This is a genomic window from Gallaecimonas kandeliae (assembly GCF_030450055.1).
Classification (GTDB): domain Bacteria; phylum Pseudomonadota; class Gammaproteobacteria; order Enterobacterales; family Gallaecimonadaceae; genus Gallaecimonas; species Gallaecimonas kandeliae.
Genome location: NZ_CP118480.1, coordinates 901,446 through 923,206 on the forward strand (window position 1 = coordinate 901,446; position 21,761 = coordinate 923,206).

At 64.3% G+C, this 21,761-nt stretch carries 22 protein-coding genes and 1 other RNA gene; 11 read left to right on the forward strand and 12 right to left on the reverse strand.

Annotated elements, in window-relative coordinates; all coding sequences use genetic code 11:
* The first annotated feature begins 70 nt into the window (after positions 1-70).
* Positions 71-1,777: a bifunctional diguanylate cyclase/phosphodiesterase gene (locus tag PVT67_RS04295; RefSeq protein ID WP_301498169.1), complete on the forward strand. Its 1,707-nt coding sequence runs from the start codon at positions 71-73 to the stop codon at positions 1,775-1,777.
* Positions 1,778-1,780: 3 nt separating this feature from the next.
* Here PVT67_RS04295 and hpf read toward each other — a convergent pair whose 3' ends face one another.
* Positions 1,781-2,128, reverse strand: coding sequence for a ribosome hibernation-promoting factor, HPF/YfiA family (gene hpf / locus PVT67_RS04300; RefSeq protein WP_301498171.1), 348 nt, complete (start codon positions 2,126-2,128; stop codon positions 1,781-1,783).
* Between the two features lie 193 nt (positions 2,129-2,321).
* Between hpf and PVT67_RS04305 the strand changes: the two genes are divergently transcribed.
* Genes PVT67_RS04305 through PVT67_RS04315 form a run of 3 tightly spaced genes read left to right on the forward strand, consistent with a single transcriptional unit; the run spans position 2,322 to position 4,637 of the window.
* Positions 2,322-3,455: a sensor histidine kinase gene (locus tag PVT67_RS04305; protein ID WP_301498174.1), complete on the forward strand. Its 1,134-nt coding sequence runs from the start codon at positions 2,322-2,324 to the stop codon at positions 3,453-3,455.
* Positions 3,452-3,991, forward strand: a complete 540-nt coding sequence (locus PVT67_RS04310; RefSeq protein ID WP_301498176.1) for a response regulator transcription factor — start codon at positions 3,452-3,454, stop codon at positions 3,989-3,991. The genes PVT67_RS04305 and PVT67_RS04310 overlap by 4 nt, the downstream gene beginning before the upstream one ends.
* Before the next feature lie 7 nt (positions 3,992-3,998).
* Positions 3,999-4,637, forward strand: a complete 639-nt coding sequence (locus PVT67_RS04315) for a cytochrome b/b6 domain-containing protein (RefSeq protein WP_301498178.1) — start codon at positions 3,999-4,001, stop codon at positions 4,635-4,637.
* Between the two features lie 37 nt (positions 4,638-4,674).
* On the opposite strand, the gene PVT67_RS04320 is transcribed toward PVT67_RS04315, so the two are convergent.
* Complete coding sequence (locus tag PVT67_RS04320; RefSeq protein ID WP_301498180.1) at positions 4,675-5,112, reverse strand: c-type cytochrome; 438 nt, start codon at positions 5,110-5,112, stop codon at positions 4,675-4,677.
* A gap of 135 nt (positions 5,113-5,247) precedes the next feature.
* Here PVT67_RS04320 and ssrA point away from each other — a divergent pair.
* Positions 5,248-5,608: a transfer-messenger RNA gene (gene ssrA / locus PVT67_RS04325) on the forward strand.
* 713 nt (positions 5,609-6,321) lie between these two features.
* Complete coding sequence (locus tag PVT67_RS04330) at positions 6,322-7,671, forward strand: hypothetical protein (RefSeq protein WP_301498182.1); 1,350 nt, start codon at positions 6,322-6,324, stop codon at positions 7,669-7,671.
* A 351-nt stretch (positions 7,672-8,022) separates the two neighbouring features.
* Here PVT67_RS04330 and PVT67_RS04335 read toward each other — a convergent pair whose 3' ends face one another.
* The 3 genes from PVT67_RS04335 to PVT67_RS04345 all read right to left on the reverse strand — a co-directional run bounded on the left by PVT67_RS04335 (position 8,023) and on the right by PVT67_RS04345 (position 10,798).
* Positions 8,023-8,595, reverse strand: coding sequence for a hypothetical protein (locus PVT67_RS04335; RefSeq protein WP_301498184.1), 573 nt, complete (start codon positions 8,593-8,595; stop codon positions 8,023-8,025).
* Positions 8,592-9,353, reverse strand: coding sequence for an AHH domain-containing protein (locus PVT67_RS04340; protein WP_301498189.1), 762 nt, complete (start codon positions 9,351-9,353; stop codon positions 8,592-8,594). Before PVT67_RS04340 ends, PVT67_RS04335 begins: the two co-directional genes overlap by 4 nt.
* Positions 9,354-9,709: 356 nt before the next feature.
* Positions 9,710-10,798, reverse strand: a complete 1,089-nt coding sequence (locus PVT67_RS04345; RefSeq protein WP_301498192.1) for a branched-chain amino acid aminotransferase — start codon at positions 10,796-10,798, stop codon at positions 9,710-9,712.
* A 168-nt stretch (positions 10,799-10,966) separates the two neighbouring features.
* On the opposite strand from PVT67_RS04345, the gene PVT67_RS04350 reads away from it, so the two are divergent.
* Positions 10,967-11,224, forward strand: a complete 258-nt coding sequence (locus PVT67_RS04350; protein WP_301498194.1) for a YkgJ family cysteine cluster protein — start codon at positions 10,967-10,969, stop codon at positions 11,222-11,224.
* Between the two features lie 159 nt (positions 11,225-11,383).
* Here the strand turns inward: PVT67_RS04350 and PVT67_RS04355 are convergent, their stop codons facing one another.
* On the reverse strand, positions 11,384-12,307 hold the full coding sequence (locus tag PVT67_RS04355) for a LysR family transcriptional regulator (protein ID WP_301498197.1): 924 nt from the start codon (positions 12,305-12,307) through the stop codon (positions 11,384-11,386).
* A gap of 170 nt (positions 12,308-12,477) precedes the next feature.
* On the opposite strand from PVT67_RS04355, the gene PVT67_RS04360 reads away from it, so the two are divergent.
* Positions 12,478-13,191: an SDR family NAD(P)-dependent oxidoreductase gene (locus tag PVT67_RS04360; protein WP_301498199.1), complete on the forward strand. Its 714-nt coding sequence runs from the start codon at positions 12,478-12,480 to the stop codon at positions 13,189-13,191.
* A 25-nt stretch (positions 13,192-13,216) separates the two neighbouring features.
* On the forward strand, positions 13,217-13,423 hold the full coding sequence (locus PVT67_RS04365; RefSeq protein ID WP_301498201.1) for a tautomerase family protein: 207 nt from the start codon (positions 13,217-13,219) through the stop codon (positions 13,421-13,423).
* 95 nt (positions 13,424-13,518) lie between these two features.
* Here PVT67_RS04365 and PVT67_RS04370 read toward each other — a convergent pair whose 3' ends face one another.
* A complete protein-coding gene (locus PVT67_RS04370) occupies positions 13,519-14,427 on the reverse strand; it encodes an AraC family transcriptional regulator (RefSeq protein WP_301498203.1) in 909 nt (302 codons plus the stop codon).
* 120 nt (positions 14,428-14,547) lie between these two features.
* On the opposite strand from PVT67_RS04370, the gene PVT67_RS04375 reads away from it, so the two are divergent.
* Positions 14,548-15,084: a carboxymuconolactone decarboxylase family protein gene (locus tag PVT67_RS04375; protein ID WP_301498205.1), complete on the forward strand. Its 537-nt coding sequence runs from the start codon at positions 14,548-14,550 to the stop codon at positions 15,082-15,084.
* Between the two features lie 59 nt (positions 15,085-15,143).
* Here the strand turns inward: PVT67_RS04375 and PVT67_RS04380 are convergent, their stop codons facing one another.
* The gene (locus PVT67_RS04380; protein WP_301498210.1) at positions 15,144-16,142 is read right to left on the reverse strand and encodes a zinc-dependent alcohol dehydrogenase family protein; all 999 of its coding nucleotides are present in this window, start codon (positions 16,140-16,142) and stop codon (positions 15,144-15,146) included.
* A gap of 106 nt (positions 16,143-16,248) precedes the next feature.
* Here PVT67_RS04380 and PVT67_RS04385 point away from each other — a divergent pair, with 106 nt between their 5' ends.
* Complete coding sequence (locus tag PVT67_RS04385; RefSeq protein WP_301498212.1) at positions 16,249-17,106, forward strand: LysR family transcriptional regulator; 858 nt, start codon at positions 16,249-16,251, stop codon at positions 17,104-17,106.
* 9 nt (positions 17,107-17,115) lie between these two features.
* Here PVT67_RS04385 and PVT67_RS04390 read toward each other — a convergent pair whose 3' ends face one another.
* From PVT67_RS04390 to PVT67_RS04405, 4 genes are all read right to left on the reverse strand, one after another.
* Complete coding sequence (locus PVT67_RS04390) at positions 17,116-17,454, reverse strand: cation transporter (RefSeq protein ID WP_301498213.1); 339 nt, start codon at positions 17,452-17,454, stop codon at positions 17,116-17,118.
* Positions 17,455-17,463: 9 nt separating this feature from the next.
* Positions 17,464-18,000: a hypothetical protein gene (locus PVT67_RS04395; RefSeq protein WP_301498215.1), complete on the reverse strand. Its 537-nt coding sequence runs from the start codon at positions 17,998-18,000 to the stop codon at positions 17,464-17,466.
* 49 nt (positions 18,001-18,049) lie between these two features.
* Entirely contained in the window at positions 18,050-20,722 is a 2,673-nt protein-coding gene (locus PVT67_RS04400) for a cation-translocating P-type ATPase (RefSeq protein ID WP_301498216.1), read from the reverse strand.
* 70 nt (positions 20,723-20,792) lie between these two features.
* Entirely contained in the window at positions 20,793-21,719 is a 927-nt protein-coding gene (locus tag PVT67_RS04405; RefSeq protein ID WP_301498218.1) for a LysR family transcriptional regulator, read from the reverse strand.
* Positions 21,720-21,761: the final 42 nt, after the last annotated feature.

The following is a 21,761-nucleotide window of genomic DNA, read 5'->3' on the forward strand; positions in this document are numbered from 1 at the left end:
AAAGAAGGCCATGCTTATGGCCAGCATATTGATATAGCAGCGAAAAGACTGCCTATTTAGGGAGAGACCCATGCTGTTTTCCCCTTCGCTTGTCGAACTGGGAACATCCGGCCTGCTGGGTGGTGCCTGCCTGTGCTGGTGGCAGGGGCATAGGCGCATCAAGGCCTTGGAAGGCCAACTGCTCAAAGAGCGGCGGCAGTCGCAGCTCCTGGAGCAACTGGCGAGCCAGGGGCGCAGCGGCTGGCTATGCCTGACCCCTGAACTGGATGTGGCGAGCTACAGTCGCTCCCTGGCCGACTTGCTGCCCAAGCTGGAAGACGTCCGAGGCCGCCACGTCAGCCTGCTGGAGCTGCCCCTGCAACTGGGGGCCCTGCGTCAGTGGCGTGACGGCAAATCACCCTATTTCGAACAACAGATCCCGGGTTTCCAACTCCACGGCTACCGCAAGGACGGCCAACTCTGGCTGCATGTCCAATGCCAGCAGGGCCAACAGCGCCAGCTCAAGGAACTGCGCCGGCAACTGCAGTTGGACGGGGTCACTGGCCTGCTGAACCGCCAGGGCTTCATCCTCAAGCTGGCGTCCGAAGGCCTGGCCGACGGCGCCCTGGCCCAGCTCAACCTGCGCCGCTTTCGCCTCCTTAACGACAACCTCGGCCATGACGCCGGCGACAGCCTGCTGAGCCGCCTGGGCGAACTGGTCAAGGGCGCCCTGCACCATGGCGAATTCGCCGCCCGCCCCGACGGCGACACCTTCTGGGTCCGCTTCTGCGGCGACGACTGGGCGCCGCGCCTGGAGGCCCTGCTGCGGGTGCTGGAAAGTGCCGTCGGCCAGATCAACCGTGACGGCTATCCCCTGGCGGTGAAGGCCGGGGTCTGTGTCGGCGAGCCGGACTTGGAGATCTGGGAGTGCCTGCGCCGGGCGGATCTCGCCTGCCATCTGCCGTCCGAACTGCCCTGGGTCAAGTTCAGCGCCGATCATCCGGTGCTGGTGGAGCGCCACCAGGCCTCCGTCTGGGCCAGGAAGGTCAGCCAGGCCATCAACAACGACGATTTCCTGCTCTTCTACCAGCCCCTCAAGGCCCTCAAGCCCCAGCACGGCCCGCTGAGGGTGGAGGTGCTGGTGCGGATGCTGGGTGACCAGGGCGAGATGCTGAGCCCGGGCCGTTTCCTGGCCGCCACCGAGCATTTCCAGCTCACCAACCGCCTTGACCACTGGGTGCTGAAGGCGGTGATCGACTGGCTGAGCCGCCACCCCGACCTGCACGACCAGCTGGTGCTGGCCGTCAACCTCAGCGGCCAGAGCCTCTCTGACTGCCGTTTTGCGTTGCAGATCCGCGACTGGCTGCGCGCCGCCGGCGTGCCGGCCAAGACCCTCTGCATCGAGATCACCGAATCGGTGGCCATCGACAGCCTCAAGGAAGCGCGGCGTTTCATGGAAGCCTTGCAGCAAGAAGGGGTGCGTTTCGCCCTGGACGATTTTGGCAGCGGCTTTTCCTCCTTCCGCTACCTGCAGGTGTTGCCTGTGGATTACGTCAAGATTGACGGCAGCCTGGTGCGGGACCTGCTCAACAGCCCCAGGGACAGGGCCATAGTGCGGGGCATAGCGGCGGTCTGCCGCGGCTTGTCATTGCCGGTGGTGGCGGAGTTCGTGGATTCGCCGACCTTGCTGAACTACGTGCGGCGGCTGGGACTGGATTATGCGCAGGGCAACCTCATCGGTCGCCCTTCCCGGTTGGATCTGCTGCCCCTGGAGTGGCCGGAGCAGCAGGAGGCTTGAGCTTCAGGCCGCGTCGGCAGCCCCGTCCATCTCCAGCAGTTGGGCCCTGTTGCTGCGCGCGGCGCGGTGGGCGTTGGGCTTGTGCACATAGGTCTTAAGCTGGCGCTGCAGTTTCTGCACCAGGGCGCTGAGCGCCGCGTAGCCGTCGACATCCTTCGCCTTGGCGATGAGTTCACCACTGGGCAGTCCTATGCTGGCCTCCATCAGCACGGCCTGGCCGTCACGGTCGATGATGAACTTGGGGTTGATGAAGGGGACGTCGAAGCGTTCCAGCTTGCCCAGTTGTTTCTGGATCTGAGCCTCGAGGGCGGCGGTGATGGGCTGGGTCCGGCTGGTAATATCGATGCGCATGGTGAAACCTCCTGAGTCATCTTTTTCTTCGCCTTCGGTTTCAACCTACGCCTTTTGACAGGGGCTGTCATGTGATCTTGATCAACTTTTTTCGCCATTGCTGCCGGTCGCAAACAAAGCGTGAAAAAGGTGGCAGATCTGGCTTTTGGGGGCTTGTCGCCCGGCTTGGCCGAGGGCATAGTTGAGTGGATTTATGACGGCTCCCCTCCCCAACGACATCCAGGCCCTGCGCCTTATCCTCTGGCTTGCCGCCGGTGCCATGCTGCTCTGGCTGGGCATCGCCGGGCTGCCCTATTCGTTGCCGCTGCTGCTGGGCCTCTGGCTTGCCCAGGGGCTGATGCTGCTGCTGACCCGCAGGCGCAGCGGCCAGCGCTGGCTGCTGGCGGACATGGCCCTGCTCACCGCCCTCTTCGGGTTTTCCGGCGGCCATACCAACCCCTTCGTCAGCCTCTACCTGCTGCCCGTGGTCATAGCCTTGCTGGCCAAGGCCCAGCAGCGGGCGCTCTGGGTCGCCCTGGCCGCCGTGCTGGGTTACAGCGCCCTGATGCTGGTGCCGGACAACATGGGCTGGCACAGGGCAGGGCATTACTGGGGCATGTGGGCCAACACCCTGCTCACCATAGGGGTGCTGCTGCTCTTCGCCGCCCACCTCAACAAGGTGCTGCGCCGCCAGGAGGCGGCCATAGGCCGGCTGCGCGAGCAGCAGCTGCGCTCCGAACAGGTGATGGCGGTAGCGGCCCAGGCGGCCCTGGCCGCCCACCAGTTGGCCAGCCCCCTGTCGGTGGCCAGGCTCAACGCCGACGAACTGGCAGAAGAGCTGGCCGATCCCAGGCTTGCGGCCCTGCAAGGGGCCCTGTCCCGTTGCGCCGGCCAGTTGCAGGAGGTGCGCCAAGCGGCCGAACCTCAGCCGGCCAGTGGCCTGGCCCTTGGCGCACTCTTGGCCGACCTGGCCGAGCGCTTCATGCTGCTGCGCCCCGCCACCGACCTGCAGCTGCCAAAGGCGCCGACCGCCCTGGTGAGAAGTGACGCCACCCTGATCCCGGCCCTGCTCAACCTGCTGGACAACGCCGCCCACCAGGGCGGCCAGATAACCCTGCGGCTGACGGAAGAGGGCGAGCATTGGCTGCTGCGCATCGACGACGGCGGCCCTGGCCTGGCCCCAGAGCTGGCCCGCTCCCTGGGCCAGCCGCTGCCCTCAGACCGCCATCCGGGCCCTGGCCTCGGCCTCTTCCTGGCCCATGTCAGCCTGGAGCGGCTGGGGGGCTTCCTGCGTATCCAGGGGGACGGCGAGCGCAGCTGGGTGGAAGTGGGGCTGAGAAAGGCGTGAACACCAAACTGCTGCTGCTGGAGGACGACCTCGTCCTGGCCGCGACTTTGGCCAGGGTGCTGGGGCGCAAGGGCTTCGAGGTCAGGCACCTGGAAAGGGCCGAGGCGCTGCTGGCCGAGGCCGGGTCCTTCGCTCCCCAGGTGGTGCTGCTGGACCTCAAACTGGCCCAGGGCACCAGCCTGCCGCTGATAGCGCCGCTGCGGGCGCTGTTGCCCCAGGCACGGCTCCTGGTGGTGACCGGCTATGCGGCCATCGCCTCGGCGGTGGCGGCCATCAAGGCCGGGGCCGACGACTACCTGCCCAAGCCCCTGGACATGGCCTCCTTGCTGGCCGCCATAGGCGGCGAAGCGACGCCCTCCCAGGCCCAGCAGCCCTTGCCGCCGGCGCGGCTGGAATGGGAACATTTGCACAAGGTGCTGGCCGACCACGGCGGCAACGTCTCCGCCACCGCCAAGGCCCTTGGCATGCACAGGCGCACCCTGCAGCGTAAGCTGGCCAAGCACCCGGTGGCGGTTGCGGCCAAGGATGAGGAGTAACGACGGCATGACCAAGGTTTGGGACGGTTTCGTCCGGCTTTACCACTGGGCCCAACTGGGCCTCTTGGGCGGCTGCTGGTGGACGGCAGAGCAGGGGGACATGGTCTGGCACCAGTGGCTGGCCATGACCCTGATGGCCCTCTGGGGCGCCCGTCTCTACTGGGGCTTCGCCGGCTCGGGCAGCGCCCGCTTCGGCCAGTTCCTCAAGGGGCCCAGGCAGGCCCTGGCCTTCGGCCGCGATCTCTTCAAAGGCCGCGGCAAGGGTGTGGCCGGCCACAATCCCCTGGGGGGCTGGATGGTGGTGGCGCTGCTGCTGAGCCTCGGCGTCCAGCTCGGCACCGGCCTGTTCGCCAATGACGAGATCTTCACCGAGGGGCCGCTTTATGGCTGGGTTTCAGGCGAAACCTCCGACTGGTTGACCCGGCTCCACCACCTCAACTTCAACCTGCTGCTGGCCCTGGCCGCCGTCCATGTGCTGGCGGTGCTGGGCCACAGCCTGCGTGGCGACAGGCTGGTACCGGCCATGGTCACGGGCCGCAAGGCCGGGGTGGCAGAGGCGCCAAGGCTCAAGGCGCCCTGGCCGGCCTGGCTGGTGTTCGCCGGGCTCTGGGGGCTCCTGTACTGGGGCTGGGGCAGCGGCCTCTGACCACAAAAAAGGCCACTGAAGGTGGCCTTTTTGCTGCTCAGCGGTTCTTGAACTCGGTGTGGCAGGCCTTACAGTTCTTGGCCGTCTTCATGAAGGCCGGCTTGATGGCGGCCAGCTCACCGCCAGCGGCGGCTTTTTCCAGGGCCGCGGCATCGGCCTGGAAACCGGAGAGGTGCTCCTTGAACTCGTCCATCTTCTCCCAGACGGCGGCCTTGGCGTGGGTGTCGCCCTTGTCGGAGCCGGGGTAGAGGAAACCCTCCAGGGGCATCTTGGACAGGGCGGCCAGGCTGGCGGCGCGGTACTGGAATTCCTTGGCGTCGAAGGCCTTGTCGCCCTTGACCATGGAACCCATCTCGTGGAAGTGGGCCGCCACCAGGTCGAACACCGACTGGCGATAGTGGATGGCGTCATCCTTGTTGTCGAAGGCCTGGGCCAGGGGGGCCACCAGCAGGGCGGCCAGAAGCAATTTTTTCATTATCCCTCCTTGTTGGGCATTGCCGGTCAAGTTCTAACCCAGGCAAGGCCTTGGGAGCAAGGGCAGGGAAAAGGGATCGGGATCACAAGTCCTTGGAGCGCGGCGACCAGCTCTGATATACTGGCCGCACTACTTGGGGCCGATCAGGATTCGACGGGGATCGCGAAACCCAAGGTGCATGCCGAGGTGCGGTTGGCCTCGTAAAAAAACCGCAAAAAAATAGTCGCAAACGACGAAACTTACGCACTCGCTGCCTAATAAGCAGTAGAGAGCCCTTCCCCCTTAGCCCGCCTGTCGGCTTTGGATCAGGAAGGTCAAACTTGACAGGATCGCGTGGCGGCTTCGCCTGGAGCCAAGACGTTAAAACCAATCAGGCTCGCTGCTTGAAAGCCTGCCACTCGGCGCTCAACGCAGTTAACTAAAAGAGACGGCTAAGCATGTAGTACCGAGGATGTAGGGTTCACGGACGGGGGTTCAAATCCCCCCGGCTCCACCAAACCAACAAAAAGGCCACCCAAGCGGGTGGCCTTTTTGTTGGTTTGACGAGCGGGTGGTGAATGACCCCCTGGGGTTCACCAATCGGCATGGACAGCCGATTGGCACAGCGCGCAGCGCTGCCCGCAGGGCGAGCGCCAGGGACGGCGCGAGTGCAATTCCCCCGGCTCGGCCTCCGTTAGGTGGCCTCGGGCAGCAGGCCAGCCTTGATGTTCCGAGTCACCGGTTTGCCGGGAGCAAACCGGAACAGCCGCAGAATGAAGTACAAGCGACTTACAACAAGACCGAGCACGACGTTAAGGGATTAGGACATCCGAGGTAGGCTAGATGCTTGGCGACAGCGCAGGTGTACGAATTTCAATCGAAATAGCTTGGCGGCTTACTTGGTATATTCTGGATAAATTGGTTTTGGACCTGAGGTCAGAGGCTATCTTGTTTATCCGTCTCCCACATGCGATACGCAATTCTGGGGATGTATAGGCTAAATGTGATCAAAAAACGCTCAGCGCTAATTCCAACAGTAAGTTCTAGATGAGGTCGCCATCTAGTGATTTTTCAATGTGGGTTTAACGGAATTTCTGCTGCTGAAATTAAGGATAGATCCGATAAATGTCGCTGAAACCAGTAGAGTATTAAAACAGCTGCCGAGACCTTTGGGAAATGTCTCGATCATCGGTAGCGATTCATCTGTTGTAACCCTAAATGGAATGACTCATGTCAAGGATATCCTCTCTCATTCTACTGGCCGCAGGCTTGCTGTCCGGCTGTGCCAGTCACGAAACTGCACCCACCTATCCTCATAGTGATATCGCTGTTAAATACCATATCCGGCACTTTGCTATGGACATGGCTACATCAGACTCCGATCTGGGTAAAAACCTGCTCCAGCCAGGCAAGGCTAAGGTGCTGGTGCAGACTCAGCTGATCAAAAAACTGCGTGACAAGGGCCTGCTGGCTGACAAGAACGATGTGAATGTTGTCGATTTGGACATCTTTGTCGATTACGTCAGGCATTTTGTCGGCGATGGCACCCCGTTTCCAACGGATAAGCTGCGTGAGCCCAACATGAGGCTGACTATTACCAATTATCTGGGAGATGAGGTGCTTTATTTTCATGAAAGCCCTGTTTTTGACAGGGTAAAGGGAGTCGCCCTAGGTGGGATGCTGGATGACGACCAAAAGCTGCAATATGCCTATCTAAGCGCAACGGTGAACTCCCTGATTGAAGCTACAGAGGATGATCGCCAGTTCGTATCTGATGCTTTTTCATTCAAGACCAAGGGCTTGAACGAAGAAGCCATTATTGCCAAGCGTCGCTATACCGAGAAGCCACCCATTGTTGAAAGCAAGCCTGTCGGACTAGCCTCCAAAGACTATATCCCCTCAACTGTTGTTCAACCTTACCTCCAAGCCCTGGCAAGCGGCGACCGGGATAAACGCATCGACACCGACAAAGCCCTTCTGGGTACCTGGTTCTACAGCAAGGAACTTTACGATAGGGTGCAAAAGCAAGTGCTGGACAACTACCTGGGCACGGACCCTGAGATGGTCAAAGAGGCTATCTGGGCGACTAAGGCGCTGGCTTACTCTGGCTTGGAGCAATACCGGAGTACTGTGGTGGATGTGGCCAATCTTACTAAGGATGAGAAGCTAAAAAAATATGCTCTCAAGTATCAGAGGACTATGACGGAACGTGTTGTGATGGCCAAGGCCATCCACGATGTCTCCACCATGGATCCCTCACTCGACTGGCGAGCTAATCAGCTGTCCAACATGCTGCGTTCCGGTGACGGCGACCTAAGGGACTTTGCGGTCAAAACGATCTACAAGGACTACGGTAAGAATGCCTATCTGCTGGCTCAGCTGAGTCATATATTGGATACCGAAGCTCGCTCTGACCATTTCCGTTATGGGGGCCAGTCAGACTTTTACGCCTGGGCCTGCCGAGTGCTTGGCGTCTCCGGTGACAAAGGATACAAGCCATTGCTGGATGATATGGCGCAGCATGCTGCCTCACCCATGGTACGAGAATATGCTGAGAAGTTTGCCGGAAAACTGGATTAGGAATGGCAGAATGGGGTGTCGATAGATGCCCCGTTTTTTCTGCTAGTCAGGCCTACTAGATTCTGAACTTTCATAAATCTTTGAGTAAAGCCGCTACTGGTTTTGGATATTCCATGGAGGGAGGTTTCCCCCGTTTGGCACAGCTGGCGGCCCATATTTTCATGTGCTCCAATGGCCAGTCCCGAGCGAAGCGAGGGGGGAGGCGCAGGGAAGCGCCGAATAAGTCCCCCCTGCTCGGCCTCCATCAGGAGGCCTTTGCGTATGCCGTTTCTACTGCCTTTTTGGGAAGTGGGGATTGAGGCATAGTGTTCCTTGCACAAGCCGTCTGCTCGAACTCGGCCAGATCAATCTTCAGAAGACGCTGAGCAGGTCGCTGTCGAACCTCAGCCCCTTCAATTCATTCCGCTCACACAACGCCTTGAACTCTTCACCGCAGAACAGGAACTGGCCGTGCTGCATCTTTGATTTAAAGACCAGCTTGGCCTCAACGTCCTGCTCGTCGAAAGCCAAATGCTCCAAGCCGACAGCCACACCGTCGATATATTCGGTGATGGTCTGGCTCAAGTCTTCTTTACCGAAGGTCAGGCAGTTAAACAACACCATTGGCTGACCGCCAGTAGTGGCATCAAGGAACTCTCCGAATGGCGCAAGGTGCGGATGGAGACAGTCCAGGGCTTTGGGCGTCAATACAAGGCCCGACTGCCAAAGGGCAATGTCTGGCGTCGTTGTTGCCTTCTGTGCCTGAGAGGCGTCAGCCATGGGGAAGTCCAGAGGTTGCCAGACGTCTTTCAACGGCTCGTTGGTGTCAGGCTGATCCAGTATCCGCTTCACGTTGGGAAAGGTTTTGTAGACTTCCCGTAGCTCTGTAGGGCCGATCTCGGCGATCAGGTAACGGTCGGCGTCATCCTTCACTCGGTACATCATTGGTCGCCCTTCCAGTTCGGGTCTTGCGGTTCTTCAATCATCTTCGGATAACCACCGAAGCGTAACTGACGCTTTATATCTTGCAGACGGACCATGAAGCTCCTTTCCTGCATGTTCGGCTGGCCCAGGTTAACGGTGATCCAGGTCTCGTAGTTGGCACCATGCATGGAGAGGTGAACGGGAGACTCGGGGGTTGCCCAATGCCTGGGTTTCTCTGTCGACGACTCTGTTACCCGCCACTGCTCAGAACCTTTTCTGTTATTGGCCAACCAGACGCCATTGATGGGGTCATTGATACCAACACCAAAGAGGTGAAGGTTAAGACGGGCTCGGGCCATTTGGCCAGCCCTGTAACGGCCCTTGCCCATGATGATGTGGTGGGCTGCGTGTTTGGGACTGGGTTTGACTTCCCCTATTGCGTAGAGGTGGCGGGTGAGCCTTTGGGTCGGGTGATGGGGCTCGTCCTGAAGTTCAAAGGGGTCCTTGAGTCTGTTCTCGGTCCGGTAAGTCTCAAGCTCGCCTTGAAGCTGCGCATGGGTAGCTAGTGCTGCCTTGCGTCGCTGTAGATGCTGCCAGTCCTTTTCCTGGGCAGCGTAGAGCTTCTGGCGCTCCTCTTTCGAGGCCTGCTGGCTCAACATCGCAGTTTTGCCGTTGTGGTACTTAGCGCAAGCTACCTCGTAGTTATAAATGGCCAACTCCAGAGGCGTTGGGTCTTGGGGGCGTTCAGGGGCTGGCAATGGCCTATGTTTTGGGGTCATGGTTCATCCTTGAGTAAGTTGCTTCCTAGCGGTCAAAGGCTACTCGATATGACTGCTCCCCGTAAAATGCTGGAGGGCTAATGTAGAGAGGGCAAGCCGGGGATAGCTGTCCTGCCATTTTGTGAACCCTCTACGGGGGGGGGGGGGAAATCCACCCACTGGCGACAGCGAACCAACAAAAAGGCCGAGCCGGGGGGATTTATTCGGCGCGTCCTTTCGCCTCACCCACTCGCTGCGCTCGGGGCCCGCCTGCGGCTGTTCCGGTTTGCTCCCGGCAAACCGGTTAACCCCCGTCCCCCTCTCCCGACTTCACACACAAAAAAGCGCTGCCTCGGCAGCGCTTTTCCTTTCCCTACTCAGATCACCACCCGCCACCCGAAGGGATCCTCGGCACGGCCGTACTGGATATCCAGCAGCGCCCCTTTGAGCATGGCCGTCACTTCGCCGGCGCCGCCATTGCCGATGGCAAAATCAAAGCGGTTGCCGCGTACCTGGCCTATGGGGGTGACCACGGCGGCGGTGCCGCAGGCGAAGGCCTCCACCAGGCGGCCGCTTTGGGCGTCCGCCTGCCACTGGCCGATGTCGTAACGCTCCTCGCGCACTGTCAGGCCCTGGCTCCTGGCCAGTTGGATGATGGAGTCGCGGGTGATGCCGGCGAGGATGGTGCCGGACAGGGGCGGGGTCTGGAGGCTGCCGTCGTCGAAGACGAAGAAGACGTTCATGCCGCCCAGCTCTTCGACCCAGCGGCGCTCGACGGCGTCGAGGAAGACCACCTGGTCGCAGCCCTGGGCGCTTGCCTCCAACTGGGCCAGCATGGCGGCGGCGTAGTTGCCGCCGCACTTGGCGTCGCCGGTGCCGCCGGGGGCGGCGCGGCTGTAGTTGTCCGACACCCAGAGGGAGACGGCGCCGCTGCCCTGGAAATAAGGGCCGACCGGGGAGGCGATGACGCTGTAGAGGCAGTCGCCGGCGGGCTTGAGGGCCAGGGTCTGGTCGGTGGCGATCATGAAGGGGCGCAGGTAGAGGGAGGCGGCATCGGTGCTTGGGATCCAGTCCTGGTCCAGGTGGGCCAGGGCCTTGACCGACTCGACGAACAGCGCTTCGGGCAGCGGCGGCATGGCCAGGCGCCTGGCCGAGTGGGCAAAGCGGCGGGCGTTGGCCTGCGGGCGGAAGAGGGCGACGCCGCCGCCGGCCTGGCGGTAGGCCTTGAGGCCTTCGAAGATCTCCAGGCCATAGTGCAGCACAGTGGTGCTGGGGGCGAAGTTGAAGTCCTGGCGGGCCGCCAGCCTGGCGCCGTGCCAGCCCTGCTCGGCGCTGTGGTGGATGGTCACCATGTGGTCGGTCAGCACCTTGCCGAAGGCCGGGTTTTCCAGCAGCGCCTGGCGTTCGGCGGCGGGAGTGAGGGACTGGGTGGGCTCGAAGGTCAAGCCGGGATAGGGCTGGGTCATGGGGATCTCGGATCTGGGCTGATGCCCCATTCTAAGCAAAAAGACCGGCCTCAGGCAGCCTAGAGGCGAACGGCCTTGGCGCTGGGGCCTGGCCGGATAATGGCGGATGATCCCCGCCGGCATTTGCGCCACAATAGCGCACCTTTCTGGCCGCCGCGAAACTACCCCATGAATTGTCGTGACCATTGCGGGGCCTGCTGCATAGCCCCTTCCATCACCAGCCCCATCCCCGGTATGCCAAACGGCAAGCCGGCCAACGTCAGGTGCATCCACCTGGCCGAGGACTTTCGCTGCAACATCTTCGGCCACCCCGACAGGCCCGCCTTCTGCGCCGGCCTCAAGCCCTCGCAAGAGATGTGCGGTGACAACCGCGATCAGGCCATGCGCTGGCTGGGGGAGCTGGAGATCGCCACCCGCCCGGCCTGAAGGGCCATTATGCTCGGCAGGGTCAACGACACTGGCCTGGATTTTCCACGGTGGAGTTAATGAGCCGACAGAAAGAGCGGCCCCGATGGGCCGCTTTTCATGGGCACTTGCCGGCTCAACTGATATCCACCGCCGGTTTGCCGAGGCATCAAGGCCTGCTCACCCCTGGCCCCAGTGGCCCCGCTGTTCCATCAGGAAGTCGATGAAGGCCCGCAGCCGCAGCGGCATGTGGCGGTTCTGGGGGTAGAGCAGGCTGTAGGGGCGCGACCGCCCCCTGAAGGGCTCCAACACCTCCACCAGGCTGCCGTCGGCCAGGGCCTGTTCGACGATGAAGCTGTAGGTCTGGAAGAGGCCGGCGCCGTGCCGGGCCAGGGTGACGCCGCCCAGCACGTCGTCCGAGCAGCAGTAGCCGCCCTGGGTAAAGATCTCCCGCTCCTCGCCTTGCTCCTTGAACAGCCAGGAGATGCGCCGGCCGCTGCTGGGCAGCTCGAACTGGATGCATTGGTGCTGGGCCAGGTCCGCCAACTGCAACGGCACCCCGGCCTTTTCCAGGTAGCCCGGGGTGGCCACCACCACCAGGGCCGCGTCTTCGAGGTGGCGGGCGACCAGGGTCGAGTCGGGCTGGGCCCGCACCCGGATCGCCAGGTCGAAGCCTTCGCTGACGAAGTCGATGTTGCGGTTGGAGAGGTGGATATCCACCTCGACCTGGGGATAGCGGGCCCGGAATTGGGGCAGCAGCGGCAAGATGCGGTGGTGGCCGTAGGTGGTGGGCAGGCTGATGCGCAAGGTGCCGGCCGGCTGCTGCTGGCGGCCGGTCAGCTCCCGCTCCGCCTCCACCAGTTGGGCCAGGGCCTGGCGGCACTGCTGGTGGTAACCCTGGCCCCCTTCGGTGAGGCGGATGTGGCGGGTGCTGCGGGTGAAGAGCCTGACCCCCAGCCGCTCTTCCAGCCTGGAGATGGTGCGGCTCACCGCCGCCGGTGTCACCCCCGCTTCCTGGGCGGCGGCGGTAAAGCTGCCGAGCTCGGCGGCCAGGCAGAACAGCTCCAGGCTGCCCAGTTGCACATCGTCGAATTGTCGCTTCATTTGTTACGCCATGTATCAATAGAAGTGCCTGGTGGCCAGTTTTTCAGAGCTTTGGTAAAAAATATAGTGGCTTCCAACCGGATGGGAGCACTCCTGACCGGCAGGGCCTCGCCGAGGGGCCCGGGTACAGCGGGCCTTACCGCTGCTCAGCAGTACAGCAGGAGTTCCACATGAACAACGTAGCCAAAGTCGCCATCATCACCGGTGCCTCCCAGGGCATAGGGGCCGGACTGGTCCAGGCCTACCGCCAGGCGGGTTTCAGGGTCGTGGCCAGCTCCCGAAACATCCAGCCGTCCGACGACCCGGGCGTCGCCACTGTGGCAGGCGACATCGCCGACCCCGCCACGGCCCGCCGCATCATCAGCGAAGGCCTGGAGCGCTTCGGCCGCATCGACACCCTGGTGAACAACGCCGGCGTCTTCACCGCCAAGCACTTCACCCAGTTCAACCTGGAGGACTGGCAGCACAACATCGCCACCAACCTGGCGGGCTTCTTCCACCTCAGCCAGGCCGCCATAGCCCGGATGGAGCAGCAGGGCGGCGGCCATCTGGTGCAGATCACCACCAGCCTGGTGGACCAGCCCATCAACGGCGTGCCCAGCGTGCTGGCGTCCCTGACCAAGGGCGGCCTCAACGCCGCCACCCGCTCCCTGGCCATCGAGTACGCGGGCCGCAACATCAGGGTGAATGCCGTCTCCCCCGGCATCATCAAGACCCCCATGCACCCAGTGGAAAGCCACCAGGCCCTGGCCGGCCTGCATCCCCTGGGCCGCATGGGGGAAGTCCAGGACATCGTCGACGCCGTGCTCTTCCTCGAGCGTTCGGCCTTCGTCACCGGCGAGATACTGCACGTCGACGGCGGCCAGTCCGCCGGCCACTGGTAAGGGTCACCCCTTAAGGAGCATTGCCATGCCTTACATCAACGTACGGATCACCCGCACCGGCGTGACCCGGGAGCAAAAAGCCCAGGTGATCAGGGAGATCACCGACACCATGCAGCGGGTGCTGGACAAGCCGCCGGAGCTGACCCACATCACCATAGAGGAAATCGACACCGACAACTGGGGTTACGCGGGCCTGACCACCACGGAGCACAGGGCCAAGAACCCGGGATGAAAAAAGGGCCCCTGGCAAGCCAGGGGCCCTTTGCTTTGGGCAGCCTGTGGGGGGATGGAAGCTGCCTTGCGCTTGGCGGGTCTCTGGGAGACGCCCTAGCCAATGTGGCGCCGGAACTGGCCAGGGGTTTGGCCGTGGTGGGCCTTGAAGGCGCGGCTGAAGGCGGCCTGGGACAGGTAGCCGCATTGCTCGGCCACCCGCAGCAGGCCCTGGGGGCTTTCCCGCAGCAGGCGGGCGGCCAGGGCCATGCGCAGCTGGGTCAGCCATTCCTGGGGTGTGAGCTGGTAGCACTGGCCGAAGTGGCGGGCGAAGCTGGCCCGGGACAAGTGGCAGGCGGCGGCCATGGCCTCCAGGGTCCAGTTGCCCTGAGGCTCGGCCAGTACGGCGGCCACGGCCGGGGCCAATCGTTGGTCGGCCATCAGGTTCAGCAGGCCGGGCGGCGGCGCCTGCTGGGTCAGCAGGGCCCTGAGCAGCAGGGTCAAGAGGGTGGCGGAGAGCTCGCGGATGATGGCCTGGGCGCCGGGCTGGCCGTCCAGGCTTTCCCTGGCCAGCATGGCCACCAACGCCTTGAGCTCGGCACAGTCGTCCCTTTGGGCCGTCCGCACCTGCACCAGCGCCGGCATACTGGCCAGCAGCAGGGCGCCCGGGGCGCCGACCTGGAATTCGCCGCAGAGCATCTCCAGGGCTTCTCCTTCTCCCGCCCGCACCAGTTCGGTGACGGCGCCGTTGTGGCGGCGGTGCTGAGGGGCTGGCCGGTCTCCTTGCCGCAGGCCCTTGAGCAGGTGGGGCGAGCCTTGGGGAAGCAGCAATACATCGCCGGCGGCCAGTTGCCATTCCCGGCCTTCGGCCAGCAGCTTGGCCTGGCCGGCCAGGATAAGGTGGTAGGGGAGATGGCCCTTGGGGGCCTGGGGATGATCGGACTGCCAGCTGCCGCTGAAGCGGCAGTGCAGATCCACCTGGCCTTTGGGGGCCAGCAGGCCGATGAGCTGACTGAGGCTGTCCATTTTGTCCTTGAGACGCTGGAGCAAAAAACCGAGACGCCGCGGCGCAGAGGCCGAGGCCAGTGCTCCCTAGTATGGAGCCATCGCCAAAGGGGCGATACCCATACCCAACAGGAGTAGATCATGAGCCGACTGCATACCCTGGCCCCTGAGCAGGCCACAGGCCAAACCGCCGACCTCTTCGCCGCCATCAAGAAGGCCGCCGGCAAGGTGCCCAACGCCTACGCCACCATCGGCAGCAACGCGCCCGCCGTGCTGGCCCAGGCCCTGGCCCATAACGCGGCCCTCAAGAAGGGCAGCCTCAGCGCCCGCGAGCTGGAAGCCATCAACCTGGCCGTCAGCGAGGCCACCGGCTGCGACTATTGTGTCGCCGCCCACACCCTGATGGGCAAGATGGCCGGCTACAGCGCCGAGCAGACCCGGGCGCTGCGCAGCGGCCGCTATGAAGAAGACGCCAAGCTGGACGCCCTGGTCCGCTTCGCCCGCACCCTGGTACAAAGCAGCGGCACCCTGCCGGTGGCGGGCCTCGAGGCCTTGCGCGCCCAAGGCTACGGCGACGGCCAGGTGGTGGAGGCCATCAGCGCCGTCAGCGCCATCCTCTTCACCAACATGATCAACAGGGTCAACGACACTGTCCTGGATTTCCCGAAGGTGGATTGAAATGAGCTTAAAAAGACAAGCGGCCCAGTAGGGCCGCTTTTTTATGGGCGCTGGCCGGTTCAAAGGATATCCACCACCAGCTTGCCCTGGGCCTGGCCGCCGGTAAGCAGCAAGTGGGCCTCCTCGGCCTGGTCCAGGTTGAAGCGGCGTGGGTCCAGGTGCACTTTCAAGAGGCCTGCGTCCACCAGGCGGGCGGCCTGGGCCAGGATCTGGCCGTGATGTTCCCGGCCCTTGCCGCTCAGCAGCGGCAGCAAGGTGAAGACCCCCGAGTAGCTGGCGCCCCTGAAGGAAAGCGGCGCCAGGCTGTGGCTGCCCCAGCCGAGGCTGCTCACCACCTGGCCGCTGTAGGTCCGCACCGCCTGGAAGGCGTCGTCCAGGGCCGGGCCGCCGATGCTGTTGTAGACGATGTCGAAGCCTTCGCTGTCAGTGTGGCGGGCGACCATCTCTTCGACCGGGATTTTCTCGAAATCGATGGCGGTGGCACCCAGGCCCTCGATGAAGGCGGCCTGGCCGGCGCGGCCCGTGGCAAAGGCCTCGGCACCGAAGGCCCTGGCCAGTTGGATGGCCACCTGGCCGACGCCACCGGCGCCGCCCTGGACCAGCACCTTCTGGCCGGCGCTGACCCTGGCCCTGTCCACCAGGCCTTCCCAGGCGGTGATCACCACCAGCGGCATGGCGGCCGCTTCGCGCAGGCTGAGGCTGGCGGGGGCCCTGGCCAGCAGCCGGGCGTCGACGGCGGCATATTGGGCCAGTGAGCCCGGGATGCCGCCGACACCGCCGGTCAGGCCGTAGACCCTGTCACCGACGGCGAAGCCGCTGACCCCTGCTCCCAACGCGACCACTTCCCCGGCCATGTCCAGCCCCAGTACGGCGGGGAAGGGATGGCGGGCGTGGGCGGCGGCGCCTGCGCGGATCTTGGCGTCCAGGGGGTTGACGCCGCTGGCGGCGATCCTGACCAGAACTTCTCCCTTGGCGGGGGTAGGGATGGGCCTTTCGACCCTGTTGAAGGGGCCCTGGGCGGTTTCGACCTGCAGTTGGAACATGCTGTGCTTGGACATGGTGCTGTCTCCTCAAGTGACTTCAAAGACAGTCTTTGCCATTCAAATAAGAATTAAAATCAACTAAATTCTATTCTCTTCATGCAATTTTGAATGAGGCTTTGGCATGGATTGGGACGACATCCGCTTTTTCCTGGCCGTGGCCGAGACCGGTCAACTGACGGCCGCCGCCGCCAAGGTGGGGGTGACCCAGCCGACCATGGGCAGGCGCATCAGCGCCCTGGAAGCGGGCCTGGGCCACAAGCTGTTCCAGCGCACCCCTGAGGGGTTCGTGCTGACCGACGAGGGCGCGGCCCTGCTGCCCCACGCCAGGCGCATGGAGGCCGAATCCCACGCCTTGCAGCGCACCCTGGAAGGCCAGGCCCAGCTGAGTGGCACCCTGAGGATCTCTTCCTCTGACTGGTTCGGGGTTCATGTGCTGTCGGCCCTGGCCGAGCGCTTCATCGCCCAGCATCCCGAGGTCAGCATAGAGCTGGTCACCGAGAGCCGGCTGCTGAGCCTGGCGCGGCGGGAGGCGGATCTGGTGTTCCGTATCAAGGCCTTCGAGGAGCCGGACATAGCCCAGCGGCGGCTCTTGACCATGGAGTACGGCCTCTATGGGGCGGCGGACTTCGACGAGGCCCTGCTGGCAGAGCCGGCCAAACTGCGGCTGGTGACCATGGACAGCCAGTTTCGCGAGCTGCCGGATGTGCTCTGGCTTGAGCGGCAGTTCCCCGGCGCCAGGGTCGCCTTTGCCAGCAACAGCCGCGAGGCCCAGGCCAGGCTCTGCGCCGCCGGCATAGGCCTGGCCGTGCTGCCGGTGCTGCTGGCCGAGCGCCTGCCCGGCCTCAAACGCCTGGCGGTGGCCGAGGCGCCACCCAGCCGCGACCTCTGGCTGGGCTACCACCAGGACCTGCGCCAGCTGCCCAGGCTCAGGGTCTTCGTGGCGCTGGTGGTGGCGGAATTGGGGGGGAGCCTCCCCTAGGGGGGAGGCTTAGTGGCAACTCCAGGGATCGTGCTGGTCGTTGTCCTTGATGTTCTGGTCCACGAAGCGGTAGTAGCTTTCCTTGAGGTGGGTCCACCAGTCGTGGCTGACGGTGAGGCCGTGCTCTTTCAGCAGGGCCTCCAGTTTGTCGAGGTCGAGGCGGGTGGCGTCATAGGCCAGGCTCAGCACCTGGGCCCTGTCGTCGAAGGACACCCCGTCCATGCCCAGCAGGGGATCTATCTCCGCCATGGCCTGAGCCACCTTCTGGGCGTCGGGTGCGTCCAGCTTGAGGTGGCGAACCACCAGGTTCAGTTCCCGGACGCCGGGCCTGTGCTCCAGATCGCTCATGGGGCCTCCTTACTTCTTATCCTTGTCTTTGGCTTGCTCGGCGCTGTGCTGGAGCATCTGGGCCATCATGGCCTGCATCAGGGCCATGTGCTGCTGCATCTGGGCCAGTTGCTGCTCCATGTTCATCTGGCCTTGGCCCTGGGCCTTGCCGCCCTGCATCATGCCCTGGCCGCCCATCATGCCGCTGCCCTGCATCATGCCCTGGCCGCCCATCATGCCGTTGCCTTGCATCATGCCTTGGCCGCCCATCTTGCTGTTGCCTTGCATCATGCCTTGGCCACCCATCATGCCCATGCCGCCCATCATCTGCATGCCGTGCTGCATGGCGGCCATGTGCTGCATCATCAGCGCCTGGTGCTGGGCCGGATCCTGGGACTGATGGATCTGCATCATCAGCTGCTGCATCTGCTGGAACTGTTGCTGCATGGCCACCACTTGCTGCTGGCCGCTCTCGTCCTTGGCCGGCGCCTTGCCCTGTTCTTCGTTGGCGAGGGCCCCGGTGGCCAGCAGGGCGCAGCACAGCAGTGCCTTGGAAAATCGTTTCATGCCTGGTCTCTCCATTGTTTGGCTACCCCATCAGGATAGCCCCTTGGGATCAGGGGTGTTTGCGCTGAGTCAAGTTAAGGGCTTTGAGCGACTGGCCCAGCAGCAACGGCAGCAGGGAGGCCGACAACACCAGGGCCCAGCCGGTGAGGCCGGGGGGCTCGAGGTGCAGCAAAGCGGCCAGGGGGGGCAGGTAGAGGGCCAGCCACAGCAGCACCAGGCACAGGGCCAGGGCGGCCCAGGCATAGGGATTGCGGACTATGGCGTTGTGGCGCCAACTGCTGCCGGGCTGGCGCATGTTGAAGAGATGCCAGAGCTGGGCCAGGGCCAGGGTCAGGAAGGCGATGGTCACGGCGGCGGCCGGCGCCAGCGCCAGCGGGCCCAGAGCCAGAGCGAAGGCCCCCAGCACGGCAAAGGTGATGCTGCTGCCATAGCCGAGGATGGCCAGCCAGTGGCGGCCGTCGATGACCGCCTCCGCCCTTGGCCTGGGCGGCCTCTCCATGACCCCCGGCGCCCCAGGCCCCACTCCCAGGGCCAGGGCGGGGAAAACGTCCGTGACCAGGTTGAGGTAGAGGATCTGCAGCGGCAGCAGCGGCAAGGGGGCGTCCGCCAGTGTGGCCAGGGCCACCACCATCAGTTCGCTGATGTTGCAGGACAGCAGATAGAGCACGAAGCTGCGGATATTGTCGAAGATGATGCGGCCCTGGCGCACCGCCAGCACCAGGGTGGCGAAGGCGTCGTCCTTGAGCACCATGGCGGCCGCCTCCCTGGCCACCTGGGTGCCCCTTTGGCCCATGGCGATGCCGATATCGGCCTGTTTCAGGGCCGGGGCGTCATTGACCCCGTCGCCGGTCATGGCCACCACGGCGCCCGCCTCTTGGTGCAGGGCCACCAGCCTGAGCTTCTGGGCCGGTTCGACCCGGGCAAAGACGGAAGTGGCCAGGGCCGCCACCTTGTCTGGCTCGCTCATCTCGTCCAGCGGGCGCAGCGCCTTGCCCTGGGCCACCACCAAGGGCTGATCACCGTCGAGCCCCAGCTGCCTGGCCACATGAGCGGCGGTGGCGGCCTGGTCGCCCGTGACCATCACCACCCGGATCCCGGCGGCCCGGCATTGGGCCAGGGCCAGGGCCACGTCCTGGCGAGGTGGGTCCATCAGCCCTACCAGGGCCAGCAGGCTGAGCCCCTGGTAGGGTTCGGCCTCGATGTTGGCGGCGCGGCCTTCCGCCAGGGCCAGCACCCTCAACCCCTGTTTTGCCAGCCGCTGGTTCTGGGCCAGCCAGTGTTGGCGCCTGGCGTCCACCATGGGCTCAGCCTGGTCCCCGCTTCCCTCAAAGGCGCAGGCTGCCAGCACCGCCTCGGGTGCGCCCTTGACCGCCACCCTGATGCCGTCCGGCCCTTGGTGGAAGCTGGCCATCATGCGGCTGTCGGTGCTGAAAGCCTCTTCCCGCAGTTCGGGCCAGCGGCGCAGCAGGGCCTCCCTTTCCAGCCCGGCCTGGCGGCCGGCGGCCAGCAATGCCACTTCCAGGGGATCGCCGAGGCCGCCTTCATCCAGGCTGGCGTTGTTGCAGAGCACTGCCAGCTCCAGGGCTTGGCGCAACTGGGGGGAGTCTTGGCCAGTGCCTTCGAAGCCCGCCTCGGCCAGCTCCGCTTGTTCTCCCGATGCCAGCAGCAACCTGGCCAGGCTGAGGCGGTTCTCGGTGAGGGTGCCGGTCTTGTCGGTGCAGATCACGGCCGTGGCGCCCAGGGTTTCCACCGCCGCCAGCCTGTTGATCAGGGCGTTCTGCCTGGCCATGCGCCACATGCCCCTGGCCAGGGCTATGGTCGCCACCACCGGCAGCCCTTCCGGTACCGCCGCTACCGCCAGGGCTATGGCGATCTTCAGCATGGCCACCGGCTCCCTGCCCACCCAAATGCCGGCCAGGGCCAGCAGGGCGGCCAGGGCCAGGGTCAGCCAGATGAGTTTCTGGCCCAATAAGGCCAGTTTTTGCTCCAGGGGCGTAGCCTTGTCCGGGATCTGGGTGACCAGGGTGGCGATCCGGCCCAGCTCCGTGGCCAGGCCCGTGGCCACCACCACCGCCTCGCCACTACCCTGGACCAGGTGGGTGCCGCTGTAGAGCATGGTGCTGCGCTCGGCCAGGGGGCTGTCGGCAGGGACAGGCTCGATCCCCTTGGTAACGGGCAGGGATTCGCCGGTCAGGGCCGACTCGTCGACCTGGAGATTGGCCGCCTCCAGCAGCCGCAGGTCGGCGCCGACCTTGTCGCCACCTTCCAGCAGCACCAGATCCCCCGGCACCAGCTGCTCAGTGGCGATTTGCTTGACGTGGCCGCCCCGGCGCACCCTGACCTTGAGCCGGGTCAGGCGGTAGAGGGCTTCCATGGAGCGCACCCCGCGCAGCTCCACCGTGAAGCCGATGGCGACGTTGAGCCCCAGCACCGCCAGTATGGCGGCACCGTCCACGGTTTGGCCGAGGCCAAAGGCCAGCAGCGCCGCCAGCGCCAGCAGCAGCATCATCAGGCTCTTGAACTGGGCCAGCAGCACCTGCCAGGCGCTGCGGTGGCGCGGCGGGCGCAGCCGGTTGGGGCCGAATCGGCGCAGCCGTCGCCGCGCCTCCTGGCGGTCCAGGCCCTGGCGGGGGTTGACCCCCAGGCCGGCCAGCACGCTTGGCGCCGGCTGGCTCCAGGGCGGCGGGGCTGTATCGGCTGTGGGGGTATGGGGGCTTGGCAAGGGCGCTTCTCCTGCCACCGGGCCAGGGTCCTTAGAGCCTAGCCAGGAGAAGGGCCTTTAGCCAAAGGGGTCAGGCCCTGAAGGGATCCAGCGCCGCCTCCCACTCCGGGTGGTCGCCGAAGCGCTTGCCCAGGAAGTCGATGAAGCCCCTGACCCTGGGAGAGAGGTGGCGGGTGCCGGGGTAGAGGGCGTAGATCCCCATCTGGTACCAGCGATATTGGGTCAGCACCGGTTCCAGCAGCCCCTGGCGTATGGCCTGGTAGGTGATGAAGCTGGGCTCACAGAGCACTCCCAGGCCGGCGATGGCGGCGTGGCGCAGGGCGTCGCCGTTGCTGGCCCTGAACCTGATGGGCACCTTGACGCTCTGGCGCCGGCCCTGATCGTCGAAATAGAGCCACTGGCCAGGGGCCTTGAGGTTGGCGTAGCAGAGCCCCTGGTGGCCGGCCAGCTCTTGCGGACTTTGGGGCCGGCCGTGGCGCTGGAAATAGTCCGGCGCTGCGGCCACCACGTGGCTGACCGGCGCCAGCTTGCGGGCCACCAGGCTGGAGTCTTCCAGCTCGCCGATGCGGATGGCCAGGTCGAAGCCTTCCGCCACCAGGTCGACCTTGCGGTCGTTCATGTCCAGGTCGATCTCCACCCTGGGATGCAGGTACATGAATTCGGTGATGGCCGGCACCAGGTGCGAGACCCCGAAGCTCCAGGGGGTGGTGATGCGCAGGCGGCCGCTCAGCTCCCCCGAGCGGCTGCCCAGCTCCCGCTCCGCCTCGTCCAGATCCTCGAGGATCCGCACGCAGCGCTCATAGTAGGCGCGGCCGTCGTCGGTGAGGGTCATGCTGCGGGTGGTGCGGTGCAGCAGCTCGGTGCCGAGCCTGGCCTCCAGCTCCTTGAGGCGGCGGCTCACCGCCGAGGTGGCCAGGTTCAACTGCCGGGCGGCCTGGGTGGCGCTGCCGGCCTTGACCAGTTCCACGAAGATGCGGATCTGCTCCAACTGGTTCATGGACTTCTCTTTTTTCAATCTTTCTGATTATCAGAAATATGA

What these genes read in the sequence shown, in the direction of transcription:
- PVT67_RS04295 (WP_301498169.1), top strand. Translation starts at nt 71, where the DNA reads ATGCTGTTTTCCCCTTCGCTTGTCGAACTGGGAACATCCGGCCTGCTG.
- hpf (WP_301498171.1), bottom strand. Translation starts at nt 2,128, where the DNA reads ATGCGCATCGATATTACCAGCCGGACCCAGCCCATCACCGCCGCCCTC.
- PVT67_RS04305 (WP_301498174.1), top strand. Translation starts at nt 2,322, where the DNA reads ATGACGGCTCCCCTCCCCAACGACATCCAGGCCCTGCGCCTTATCCTC.
- PVT67_RS04315 (WP_301498178.1), top strand. Translation starts at nt 3,999, where the DNA reads ATGACCAAGGTTTGGGACGGTTTCGTCCGGCTTTACCACTGGGCCCAA.
- PVT67_RS04320 (WP_301498180.1), bottom strand. Translation starts at nt 5,112, where the DNA reads ATGAAAAAATTGCTTCTGGCCGCCCTGCTGGTGGCCCCCCTGGCCCAG.
- PVT67_RS04330 (WP_301498182.1), top strand. Translation starts at nt 6,322, where the DNA reads ATGTCAAGGATATCCTCTCTCATTCTACTGGCCGCAGGCTTGCTGTCC.
- PVT67_RS04335 (WP_301498184.1), bottom strand. Translation starts at nt 8,595, where the DNA reads ATGATGTACCGAGTGAAGGATGACGCCGACCGTTACCTGATCGCCGAG.
- PVT67_RS04340 (WP_301498189.1), bottom strand. Translation starts at nt 9,353, where the DNA reads ATGACCCCAAAACATAGGCCATTGCCAGCCCCTGAACGCCCCCAAGAC.
- PVT67_RS04345 (WP_301498192.1), bottom strand. Translation starts at nt 10,798, where the DNA reads ATGACCCAGCCCTATCCCGGCTTGACCTTCGAGCCCACCCAGTCCCTC.
- PVT67_RS04350 (WP_301498194.1), top strand. Translation starts at nt 10,967, where the DNA reads ATGAATTGTCGTGACCATTGCGGGGCCTGCTGCATAGCCCCTTCCATC.
- PVT67_RS04355 (WP_301498197.1), bottom strand. Translation starts at nt 12,307, where the DNA reads ATGAAGCGACAATTCGACGATGTGCAACTGGGCAGCCTGGAGCTGTTC.
- PVT67_RS04360 (WP_301498199.1), top strand. Translation starts at nt 12,478, where the DNA reads ATGAACAACGTAGCCAAAGTCGCCATCATCACCGGTGCCTCCCAGGGC.
- PVT67_RS04365 (WP_301498201.1), top strand. Translation starts at nt 13,217, where the DNA reads ATGCCTTACATCAACGTACGGATCACCCGCACCGGCGTGACCCGGGAG.
- PVT67_RS04370 (WP_301498203.1), bottom strand. Translation starts at nt 14,427, where the DNA reads ATGGACAGCCTCAGTCAGCTCATCGGCCTGCTGGCCCCCAAAGGCCAG.
- PVT67_RS04375 (WP_301498205.1), top strand. Translation starts at nt 14,548, where the DNA reads ATGAGCCGACTGCATACCCTGGCCCCTGAGCAGGCCACAGGCCAAACC.
- PVT67_RS04380 (WP_301498210.1), bottom strand. Translation starts at nt 16,142, where the DNA reads ATGTCCAAGCACAGCATGTTCCAACTGCAGGTCGAAACCGCCCAGGGC.
- PVT67_RS04385 (WP_301498212.1), top strand. Translation starts at nt 16,249, where the DNA reads ATGGATTGGGACGACATCCGCTTTTTCCTGGCCGTGGCCGAGACCGGT.
- PVT67_RS04390 (WP_301498213.1), bottom strand. Translation starts at nt 17,454, where the DNA reads ATGAGCGATCTGGAGCACAGGCCCGGCGTCCGGGAACTGAACCTGGTG.
- PVT67_RS04395 (WP_301498215.1), bottom strand. Translation starts at nt 18,000, where the DNA reads ATGAAACGATTTTCCAAGGCACTGCTGTGCTGCGCCCTGCTGGCCACC.
- PVT67_RS04405 (WP_301498218.1), bottom strand. Translation starts at nt 21,719, where the DNA reads ATGAACCAGTTGGAGCAGATCCGCATCTTCGTGGAACTGGTCAAGGCC.